At 36.7% G+C, this 10,236-nt stretch carries 10 protein-coding genes, 1 tRNA gene and 1 pseudogene; 4 read left to right on the top strand and 8 right to left on the bottom strand.

Features of this window, described 5'->3' with window-relative positions:
* Positions 1-704: transposase (locus tag A9G24_RS03010; RefSeq protein ID WP_255307221.1), on the top strand; the 704-nt coding region annotated here is incomplete at its 5' end.
* Between the two features lie 228 nt (positions 705-932).
* Here the strand turns inward: A9G24_RS03010 and A9G24_RS03005 are convergent.
* The 4 genes from A9G24_RS03005 to A9G24_RS02990 all read right to left on the bottom strand — a co-directional run bounded on the left by A9G24_RS03005 (position 933) and on the right by A9G24_RS02990 (position 3,634).
* A complete protein-coding gene (locus A9G24_RS03005; RefSeq protein WP_081303056.1) occupies positions 933-1,298 on the bottom strand; it encodes a GNAT family N-acetyltransferase in 366 nt (121 codons plus the stop codon).
* A gap of 205 nt (positions 1,299-1,503) precedes the next feature.
* Positions 1,504-2,865, bottom strand: coding sequence for a PTS ascorbate transporter subunit IIC (locus A9G24_RS03000; RefSeq protein ID WP_065637705.1), 1,362 nt, complete (start codon positions 2,863-2,865; stop codon positions 1,504-1,506).
* A 20-nt stretch (positions 2,866-2,885) separates the two neighbouring features.
* The gene (locus A9G24_RS02995; RefSeq protein WP_065587140.1) at positions 2,886-3,158 is read right to left on the bottom strand and encodes a PTS sugar transporter subunit IIB; all 273 of its coding nucleotides are present in this window, start codon (positions 3,156-3,158) and stop codon (positions 2,886-2,888) included.
* A gap of 32 nt (positions 3,159-3,190) precedes the next feature.
* Entirely contained in the window at positions 3,191-3,634 is a 444-nt protein-coding gene (locus A9G24_RS02990; RefSeq protein WP_065637704.1) for a PTS sugar transporter subunit IIA, read from the bottom strand.
* 292 nt (positions 3,635-3,926) lie between these two features.
* Between A9G24_RS02990 and A9G24_RS02985 the strand changes: the two genes are divergently transcribed.
* The gene (locus A9G24_RS02985) at positions 3,927-4,955 is read left to right on the top strand and encodes a LacI family DNA-binding transcriptional regulator (RefSeq protein WP_065637703.1); all 1,029 of its coding nucleotides are present in this window, start codon (positions 3,927-3,929) and stop codon (positions 4,953-4,955) included.
* Between the two features lie 167 nt (positions 4,956-5,122).
* Here the strand turns inward: A9G24_RS02985 and A9G24_RS02980 are convergent.
* Together A9G24_RS02980 and tgt are read right to left on the bottom strand one after the other, a co-directional pair.
* A tRNA-Pro gene (locus A9G24_RS02980) sits at positions 5,123-5,199 on the bottom strand.
* A 73-nt stretch (positions 5,200-5,272) separates the two neighbouring features.
* Positions 5,273-6,409, bottom strand: a complete 1,137-nt coding sequence (gene tgt, locus A9G24_RS02975) for a tRNA guanosine(34) transglycosylase Tgt (protein WP_065637702.1) — start codon at positions 6,407-6,409, stop codon at positions 5,273-5,275.
* Between the two features lie 129 nt (positions 6,410-6,538).
* Between tgt and A9G24_RS02970 the strand changes: the two genes are divergently transcribed.
* Positions 6,539-7,228 carry a M48 family metalloprotease gene (locus tag A9G24_RS02970; protein ID WP_065637701.1) on the top strand — a complete coding sequence of 230 codons (690 nt, stop codon included), beginning with the start codon at positions 6,539-6,541 and terminating at the stop codon, positions 7,226-7,228.
* An 80-nt stretch (positions 7,229-7,308) separates the two neighbouring features.
* Here A9G24_RS02970 and queA read toward each other — a convergent pair whose 3' ends face one another.
* Positions 7,309-8,349 carry a tRNA preQ1(34) S-adenosylmethionine ribosyltransferase-isomerase QueA gene (gene queA / locus A9G24_RS02965; protein WP_065637700.1) on the bottom strand — a complete coding sequence of 347 codons (1,041 nt, stop codon included), beginning with the start codon at positions 8,347-8,349 and terminating at the stop codon, positions 7,309-7,311.
* Positions 8,350-8,504: 155 nt separating this feature from the next.
* Between queA and A9G24_RS02960 the strand changes: the two genes are divergently transcribed.
* Positions 8,505-9,260, top strand: coding sequence for a M48 family metalloprotease (locus A9G24_RS02960; protein ID WP_065637699.1), 756 nt, complete (start codon positions 8,505-8,507; stop codon positions 9,258-9,260).
* Positions 9,261-9,300: 40 nt separating this feature from the next.
* On the opposite strand, the pseudogene A9G24_RS02955 reads toward A9G24_RS02960, so the two are convergent.
* A pseudogene (locus A9G24_RS02955) lies at positions 9,301-10,236 on the bottom strand (IS1182 family transposase); the annotation flags it as partial.

Raw genomic sequence — 10,236 nt, 5'->3', positions numbered from 1 at the left:
AGCCTTACATGGCTCGATTAAAACGCCAGTTAGAGCGGTTTGGCTTTAATCCGGTTGGTGTCGGTCTTGATGCGGGTTATTTTACGGCTCCCATTTGCCATTTACTGCTGGCAGAGCAGATATATCCGGTGTTGGGTTATCGTCGTCCCACCCATGGTGCGAATCCCATCAGAAAAAAGCAGTTTATCTATAACAGTCAAAACGATACTTATACTTGCCCAAACGGGCAAACATTAATATATAAAACTACCAGCAGGGAAGGTTATCGTCATTATCATTCTGATGCAACAACCTGCAAAATCTGTCCGTTATTGTCACAGTGTACACAGAGTAAAAATACACAGAAAGTCATCACACGGCATATCTGGGAAGCAGATAAAGAGAAAGCCAACGAGATTCGTTTAAGTCAGTGGGGTAAAAAAGTCTATGCTCGGCGAAAAGAAACGATAGAGCGCAGCTTTGCTGATGCTAAACAACACCACGGACATCGCTATGCACGATTTAGAGGAAGAGCGCAGGTTCAAATGCAGTGTTTATTGGCCGCAACGGCTCAAAATATCAAGAAAATAGCGATAAAGCTATTTTTGTTACGTTTTTTTAAGCTATTTTTTAATTTATTTAATAAAATCCAAATTAAAAATCTTATTTATGGTTTAAATAAAAAAATAAACCCCGAATTATATCGAGGTTTGTCATCAATCTGAAACCAAAAGTTTTTGGTTTCTTTTAATTAAGATAACACTGTTAAAGATAAGTCGAAATTAAACTATAAATGTGTTGATCGTAAAAAGTATCATTTAAATACTCAGCTTGCTTAAGTGTCCCTTCATAGCTAAAACCACATCGCTTGGCCACTTCATTGCTTTGCCTATTTTCAACAGAGCATTTAATAACGAAGCGTTTAATGATTCGTTTTGTCGCATAATATTTTGTTAGGGCATTATAATGGCTTGTGTCATGATCCCCTGTCTTTGAACTCGGCTATCTAACCAATAGCCAAGGTAGGCTGTTTTATTATTTTGATCGATTTGATTAAAAGAAAGCATCCCTACAGCATGATTATTCAACATAATGACATAATTTTTTGACTGATTATTTTGATGTTTTGCTAAACAAGAATCTAAGAAATCAGCGGTATCTTTTGGGTGAGTCACAAACTTAGGCCATTCCATAAATTGGCTAAAATAATCTCGGTTAAAATCTATAACACGATACAACTCAGCAGCGAGCTCTTTTGCTGGTGGTTGTAGAGAAATATGTTTATTAACATAAATACTCGCTTGTTTGATATTGTTCATGTTTATTTCTTTCTTTTTTACGCCTAAATGTTTAATCTTATGGTTGGATATAGTGGTTGTAAATGTAAAATTTTTGTTGGTAAATATAAAACAAGAATGGCATTTTGCTTATGATCGGGTTATTTTCGTTGCCACAATTTTTATTTTTCCATATTAATCGCTTGTATAAAGCCCCTAATATGATTAGAGGCTATAGTAAGTATGCTTAATTTTTTGCATCCACTTTCGGTTTAGCAACATAATTATAAATAACCAATATGGCAAAAATAGCCATAAAAATACCCATTATCATATCTTTGTGAAACCATTTAGCCATATTACCAAGAATAATTCCAATACCACAAAAATCGACATCCGAGAAAGTCGTATTGGCAAAACCTAGTGATCCTAATACTGGTAATAGCATAACAGGCAAAAATGTGACTAATAAACCATTCGCAAACGCGCCTAGCATTGCCCCACAACGTCCTCCCGTTGCATTGCCAAATACGCCAGCAGTAGCGCCGCAAAAGAAATGGGGAACAACACCTGGCAATATGAGGACTAAGTCTAATTGCCCTAGAACAAATAATCCGACTAGACCACCAAGGAAGCTAAATAAAAAACCAATGAGTACTGCATTAGGTGCATATGGGAATACTACAGGGCAATCAAGAGCCGGTTTGGCATTGGGGACTAATTTTTCGGAAAAACCTGTAAAGGCAGGTACAATTTCAGCTAGAATTAATCGCACACCTTGAAGAATAATAAATACCCCAGCAGCAAAAGTTATTGCTTCTATAATTGCATAAACTAAATAATTATCACCTTTACTGAGATTGGTTTCGACATAGCTTGCACCAGCTGATATTGCTAAAATGAGATAGATAACCATCATTGTTAATGAGATTGAAATTGAGCTATCTCGCAAAAAGCTTAAGTTTTTAGGTAAATTCATCTCTTCGGTTGAACGAGAGTTTTTACCCACAGCTTGTCCAAGCCACCCTGCTAACACATAACCTAAAGTACCAAAATGTCCAAATGCAACATCATCATTACCAGTAATCTTACGCATATGTGGTTGTGCTAACGCAGGGAAAAATGCCATAATTAATCCCAGAACTAATGAACCTGTGAACACGAGTTGCCAGCCTTGAAAACCTGCTACGGTTAAAATAATACTAATCATACAAGCCATATAAAACGTATGATGCCCTGTCAAAAAAATAAATTTTAAGCGTGTAAACCGTGCGACCACAATATTGGCGATCATACCCAATGCCATAATTAATGCTGTTGCTGCACCGAATTCATTTAATGCCATAGAAACAATGGCTTCATTATTAGGAATGATACCTTGTAATTTAAAAGCTTGTTCAAACATTATGCCTAGTGGGGTAATTGCACTAATAAGTACACTTGCACCACCACTTAATACCAAAAAACCTAAAATTGTTTTAACTGTACCTTTTACGGTATCAGCAAATGATTTATGTTGGGCAATGAGTCCAACCAACGCAATTAAACCGACTAATATCGCAGGTACTTTTAAAATATCTACAATAAATTTTACGATTTCTTGAATCATGGCAACACCTCATAGGTTGATTAGTACTTAGCAAAATGTTCAACAAGTTTTGATTCTAAATCATTGATATCAATAATATTGTTTAGTACAACTAATTTATTGTCAGGAATACCTGAACTGGCAGCTAAATCTTTTGTCATGACAAATACATCAGCTTGATCTGGTGTTGCTGAAGCAAGATCGGCATGTGTGACCTCTGCATCAATGTTTAATTTTTTAAGAACTTTTTTGATGTTCATTTCAACCATAAAGCTACTACCAAGACCCGAACCACAAACAGCCATAATTTTCATTTTGTTTATCCTTTTATTGAGTTTAATTAAATTTAATAATGGTTGATAACAGACAATATTTGAGCAGGGGTTTGCGCATTAAAAATTGTCTGGATATCATTTTGTGTACCAAATAGTGTTGCCAATTGAGTTAATATTTCAATATGGCTAGTACTATCACTTGCTGCTAATAAAGTAATTAAATAAACAGGATCGTTTTCTTCTGAATTAAATTTGACGCCGTCTTTGACCAATAGCATTGATAGACCCAATTGGTTTACGCCCTGTTCTGGTCTTGCATGTGGCATCGCAATGCCAGGAGCCAAGACATAATAAGGGCCAATTGATTCATGTAATTTGAAAATGGCTTGAATATAATCAGGTGAAATAGTGTTATTTTGTAATAACGGTTTTGCACAAAGTTGTATCGCTGTTTGCCAATCCTCGATTGAATCAACAATATTGACCGTTTGGCTAGTTAACCATTTTGCTAACATTTTTCCTCCGCTAAATTTGATCTCATTGAGAGCTTATTAGGAAATTAACACACCGCGTAATAATAGAAATAAAAAAAAATAAGAAATGTGATAGCGCTATCAAAGTTGATAAAATTTTCAGCCATTATGTGATGTAGTTATCATTTTCAATAAATTAATCAGAAAACGTCTACTTTTGCCGAATAATATTATTTAAAAGATTGTGATTTAAAAGACAGATCCATAATCTTTTATGAGGTTATGATACATCCACTGTTAATTGGCTATCATTGACATGCAATTGGAGTGAAAGATGCAGGATATAAAAAAACGCAGAAGTACAGGACAGGTTACTTTATTTGATGTGGCTAAATTTGCGGGTGTTGGCTCTATGACGGTATCTCGTGCTTTGCGTAGCCCAGAGCGTGTCTCTGATAAACTTCGTAAAAAGATTCAAATTGCCATTGATACGTTAGGCTATAAACCAAATGTTGCAGCTAGCTTATTAGCATCCGCATCGGCTAATCAGGTCATCGCAATTATAACGACTAAAATCTATGATCACGCCACTCAAATATTACTTAATGTGTTACAAGCAAGCTTGGCACAAGAAGGATATACCATATTAATCATTGAATCTTACCACTACCTTAAATGTGAATCACAATTATTAAATACACTATATAGCCATAATCTTGAAGCAATACTCCTTTTTTATGTTGAAAGTGATGATTTTATTCGACAAGTAGCTCGAAATAAAACCGTTCAAGTTATGAATATTGGCAAGCAATATGATGAATTAACCAATCTGAATGTGGGATTGGATGATAGTTTAGCAATGTATATGTTGACTGAACATGTGATCAAAAAAGGTTATCGATCTATTGGTTTGCTTTGTGCTAACCAGCAATACTACCTTTTTCAACAACGGTTACATGGCTGGCATAAAGCAATGCTAAATCACCATTTATCTACGCATAGGATTATGCATGCTGCAAAGCCTGCTAATTTTAGCACAGGAAGTAAATTACTACCGGATGTACTTTTGAACTGGCCTGAGATCGATGCCTTAATTTGTACGACTGATGAATTAGCATGTGGTGTGCTTTATGAGTGTCAACGGCGGCATATTGGTGTTCCATATCAATTAGCGGTAAGTGGGTTTGGCGATAGCGAGTTTAGCAAAGTCAGTTTTCCACCATTAACAACCGTTGCTCAGCCGTCTAAGCAAATTGGCAAATATATAGCTAATTTATTGTTAAATCAGTTAAGAAATGAAACTAATTATCAATCAGACTTATCAGTATTAGTGCCAATGATTCAATCAAGAGCTAGTTTATAGTTTTTGTTAGTCAAAATGAAGTGTGCTGACTTGATAAGTATCGCTGCTTTGATTGTATTGCAAAAACAGTATTAGCTAGCTTTGTACAAAGCATCATTCATTTAAATTCAGCCAAAATAGGATTAAATAAAAAAGCCTACTCATTTGAGTAGGCTTTTTTATGAAATTGGTCGGCGAGAGAGGATTCGAACCTCCGACCCACTGGTCCCAAACCAGTTGCGCTACCAAGCTGCGCTACTCGCCGTTAGGAAGCGCATAATACTGCGCTAACTAAAAAGTGTCAATACTTACTGTAAAAAATTATGCTTGTTATGTGTTTATTTTGATAAAGGAGCAGGTGTTTTGCCAATGCGTTGATAAAATTCGACAACAAAATCTTCGTAACGTTTGTTGGCAACCGCTTCACGAATTTCTGCCATTAAGCGTTGATAATAACGTAAATTGTGGATGGTATTTAAACGTGCACCTAAAATCTCTCCACATTTATCTAAGTGATGAAGATAAGATTTTGTGTAATGTTGACAGGTATAACAATCACAATGTGGATCAAGCGGTGTGGTGTCGTCTTTATATTTCGCATTGCGGATTTTAATCACGCCATTTGTGACAAATAAGTGACCATTGCGCGCATTTCGCGTCGGCATCACACAGTCAAACATATCAATCCCTCGGCGTACACCTTCAACTAAATCTTCAGGCTTACCCACTCCCATTAGGTAACGAGGTTTATCGGCAGGTAATTGTGGACAAGTACCTTCTAAAATTCGGTGCATATCTGCTTTAGGCTCGCCAACCGCTAATCCCCCAACAGCATAGCCATCAAAGCCAATTTCGGTTAACCCTTTAATCGAGATATCACGTAACTCCTGATGTATACCACCTTGCACAATACCAAATAGCGCATTTTTGTTGCCTAATTCATCAAATCGCTGGCGACTTCGTTTTGCCCAGCGCAATGACATCTCCATTGATTTTTTGACATAATCCCACTCAGCAGGAAAGGGCGCACACTCATCAAAAATCATGACAATATCTGAACCTAAGTCGTATTGAATTTCCATTGAGATTTCAGGTGATAAGAAAATCGAATCGCCATTAATCGGATTACGAAAATAAACGCCTTCTTCTTTAATCTTACGAATATCTCCAAGACTGAAAACTTGAAACCCACCTGAATCGGTTAGAATTGGGCCATGCCACTGCATGAAATCATGTAAATCACCATGTTTACGCATGATTTCTTGCCCCGGTCTTAACCATAAATGGAATGTATTACCAAGCAAGATTTGAGCGCCGGTCGCGGCAACCTCTTCAGGTGTCATACCTTTTACCGTGCCATAAGTACCAACAGGCATAAAGGCTGGGGTTTCAACAGTATATTCGACCCCGCGACGATCGAATTTCATACGTCCTCGACGAGCTAATCCATCGGTATTATCTAATTCAAATTTCATTTTTTATTAACCTCTTGCGACCAAATAAACAGTTTGGCGCGAATTATTGTTATAATACGTAGCCGTATCATTAATTTGCAGGGCCTAGTTTATCGCGCCTGACTGGAATAAACAATATTTGGAGGGGGTTTGAATCGTTTGAAATGCATTATTTTATTCTTGTCGTATTTGTTGCTGTTTTTAATCACTGGCTGTCAGAACCAAAATAAGACTTATCCAAAAGTCATTACCTCAGAACGGCTTAAATCGCTCTCCGAAAATGATATATTTGCCATTAGTGAGCTTGCTTGCATTGAAATAGATAAGCGAGCAGTGATACCTGCTGATGATCATGCATTAAGCCAAAGGCTAAATAAAATTGCTAAAACCTTACCCACAAAAGCGAATAATATTGAGATAAATTATAAAGTCTATATTAATACCGAGCCTAATGCATGGTCTACCGCTAATGGCTGTATACGTGTCAACAGTGGCTTAATAAAATTGTTAAATGATAATGAGTTACAAGCAGTGCTTGCTCACGAACAGGCGCATATAGCGCTCAAACATGCAGTTAGTTTATTTCTACAAGCCCCTTATATTGAATTTACTGATAACATTGACGAACTTGTTATTATTGCTAAAGAAGAAGTTGCTCAACAATATGAAGTCGAAGCTGATAATTATGCTTTTGATTTATTAGTCAGTCAAAATATTGATCCGATGAGTTTAGTTGAAATGCTAGTAAAAGTGCCTATTCATTCAACAAATAATCCAACATCTCACCCTTCAAGCAAAAAACGCATAACGAATATTATTAATAGGATAAACGGTAAATAAATATCTGGGTAGTTAATTGAAAATAGCCAATCTGATTTGGGATTAGTTCAAATCAGATTGGCTATCTATTTAATGTTTTATTAAGATTGATTATTCAGGTCAGTGATAAACATAGCATCGCCGTAACTAAAAAATCGATAGTTTTCTTTAACTGCATGTTGATAAGCATTCATGGTATTTTCGTAACCCGCAAATGCAGAAACAAGCATAATCAACGTTGATTCTGGTAGATGAAAATTGGTGATGAGGGAGTCAACAACCTTAAATTGGTAGCCTGGATAAATAAAAATTTGGGTATCGGCAAAAAAAGGTGCTATTTCACCTGTTCTTTGCGCAGCACTTTCTAAAGCGCGAACCGAAGTTGTTCCCACAGCGATAACTTTATTGTTTCTCGCTTTACATGCTAATACGGCATCCACAACTGAGTCGGGTACTTCGGCATATTCTGAATGCATAATATGCGCTTGAATATTTTCAACTCTAACTGGCTGAAACGTTCCTGCTCCAACGTGTAAAGTAACAAATGCCATTTCAACCCCTTTTTGTTTTAGTCTTTCTAATAAAGGTTTATCGAAATGAAGGCCGGCAGTAGGAGCTGCGACTGCTCCGGGCACTTTACTATAGACGGTTTGATAAACTTCACGGTCTTGTTCATCATCTGGACGATCAATGTAAGGCGGTAATGGAATATGGCCAATTTTATTTAAAATGCTAAGTACATCATCAGGAAACTGTAACTCAAATAAAGTATCGTGGCGTGCTAGCATCGTAACATAAATAGATGCATTTTCTCCTAATATCAGTTCTGCGCCTACTTTAGGTGATTTCGAGGCCTTAATATGCGCAAGCGCTCGGTTATTATCTAATATCCTTTCAATTAAGATTTCGATTTTTCCTCCTGAAGCTTTTTTTCCATACAAGCGAGCAGGAATCACTTTTGTGTTGTTAAAAATAAGTAAATCACCTGGATTTATTTTGTCGATAATATCAGTAAATACATTATCTTCAATTTTACCTGTATGGCTATCAAGTGATAAAAGTCGACATGCACTTCTAGTTTTTGAAGGATGTTTAGCAATCAGCTCTTTAGGAAGATAAAAATCAAAATCGGATAGTTGCATAATTGTGTTCCTTAACAAATGAGGCATTAGTCTAAAGCCCTCATAATGCCTAAGCAAGTAATTATTTGTTGATTATTATAATAGTTGCGTTAAAATTCCAACCGTCTAAAAGAAATTAGGCAATTGAAAGTTATATTAATATAAGGAAAAATAGTATGAAAAATACCCAAAAAACATTGTTGGTTACACTGCCTTTAGTTGCAGCAATGTCTCTCGTTGGTTGTAACATGAATCCTAATGATGCAGTTAACTTAGGAATGAAAGGTTTAAAAGCTGCAACACTTAGTGATAATGATGTAAAAGACATAGCTAAACAAGCTTGTGCTGAAATGGATGCGCAATCAAAAGTTGCTCCAGCAAAAAGTGCTTATACTAAACGATTAAATAAAATTGCTAAAGCACTTGGTAACAATTTAGATGGAACCCCAATTAACTATAAAGTATACATTACAAAAGATGTTAATGCTTGGGCGATGGCTAATGGTTGTGTTCGTGTTTATAGTGGTTTAATGGACATGATGACTGACAATGAAATTCAAGGCGTTTTAGGTCATGAATTAGGTCACGTTGCTTTAGGTCACAGCAAAAAAGCGATTCAGGTACAATATGCAACCGAAATTGCTCGTGATGCAGCCGCTGTATCAGGTAATGCAGCAGTAGCTAAATTATCTAAATCTTCTATAGGCGCTTTAGCTACTGCTGTTGTTAATGCGCAATTCTCACAACGTCAAGAAAAAGATGCTGATAACTACTCTTTTGATTTTCTAGTGAAAAGAAAAATTAACCCAGCAGGTCTTGCAACTGCTTTTGATAAATTAGGTGGCGGTGATGCGTCAATCTTAAGTAGCCATCCATCTTCATCAGATCGTGCTGCTAATATTCGTAAAAAACTTGCTGAGCTAAAAAAATAAGCACAGTAATTTCTAATCTAAAGCGTCATTAAAGACGCTTTCAGATTGATGACAAACCTCGATATAATTCGGGGTTTATTTTTTTATTTAAACCATAAATAGGATTTTTAATTTGGATTTTATTAAATAAATTAAAAAATAGCCTAAAAAAACGTAACAAAAATAGCTTTATCGCTATTTTCTTGATATTTTGAGCCGTTGCGGCCAATAAACACTGCATTTGAACCTGCGCTCTTCCTCTAAATCGTGCATAGCGATGTCCGTGATGTTGTTTAGCATCAGCAAAGCTGCGCTCTATCGTTTCTTTTCGCCGAGCATAGACTTTTTTACCCCACTGACTTAAACGAATCTCGTTGGCTTTCTCTTTATCTGCTTCCCAGATATGCCGTGTGATGACTTTCTGTGTATTTTTACTCTGTGTACACTGTGACAATAACGGACAGATTTTGCAGGTTGTTGCATCAGAATGATAATGACGATAACCTTCCCTGCTGGTAGTTTTATATATTAATGTTTGCCCGTTTGGGCAAGTATAAGTATCGTTTTGACCGTTATAGATAAACTGCTTTTTTCTGATGGGATTCGCACCATGGGTGGGACGACGATAACCCAACACCGGATATATCTGCTCTGCCAGCAGTAAATGGCAAATGGGAGCCGTAAAATAACCCGCATCAAGACCGACACCAACCGGATTAAAGCCAAACCGCTCTAGCTGGCGTTTTAATCGAGCCATATAAGGCTGGGAATCATGGATATTTCCGGCAGTGACATAGGTATCGGTAATTAAATTATGTTTGCCATCAACCGTTCGGTGATCTAAGTAGAAGAACCCTTTAGGCTTGCCTTCCCGATGCATAAAGCCACTGTCCGGATCTGTTGTACTGACTTTAACCTCCTTGTATTTCTCTACCGTCGATGGCTTTAAGGCTTTTTTCCGTTTAATTCTCTTTCTGCGTTGATGGCTTGATTAAGC

It is taken from the genome of Gilliamella sp. App6-5 (assembly GCF_001690525.1).
Lineage (GTDB): Bacteria > Pseudomonadota > Gammaproteobacteria > Enterobacterales > Orbaceae > Gilliamella > Gilliamella apicola_H.
Note: the sequence above shows the minus strand (reverse complement) of the source record. Positions and strands in the feature narration are given on the sequence as shown.

Bases quoted from the DNA above. Each gene is read 5' to 3' on its own strand.
- A9G24_RS03005 (WP_081303056.1), bottom strand. From the start codon at position 1,298: ATGAACAATATCAAACAAGCGAGTATTTATGTTAATAAACATATTTCT.
- A9G24_RS03000 (WP_065637705.1), bottom strand. From the start codon at position 2,865: ATGATTCAAGAAATCGTAAAATTTATTGTAGATATTTTAAAAGTACCT.
- A9G24_RS02995 (WP_065587140.1), bottom strand. From the start codon at position 3,158: ATGAAAATTATGGCTGTTTGTGGTTCGGGTCTTGGTAGTAGCTTTATG.
- A9G24_RS02990 (WP_065637704.1), bottom strand. From the start codon at position 3,634: ATGTTAGCAAAATGGTTAACTAGCCAAACGGTCAATATTGTTGATTCA.
- A9G24_RS02985 (WP_065637703.1), top strand. From the start codon at position 3,927: ATGCAGGATATAAAAAAACGCAGAAGTACAGGACAGGTTACTTTATTT.
- tgt (WP_065637702.1), bottom strand. From the start codon at position 6,409: ATGAAATTTGAATTAGATAATACCGATGGATTAGCTCGTCGAGGACGT.
- queA (WP_065637700.1), bottom strand. From the start codon at position 8,349: ATGCAACTATCCGATTTTGATTTTTATCTTCCTAAAGAGCTGATTGCT.
- A9G24_RS02960 (WP_065637699.1), top strand. From the start codon at position 8,505: ATGAAAAATACCCAAAAAACATTGTTGGTTACACTGCCTTTAGTTGCA.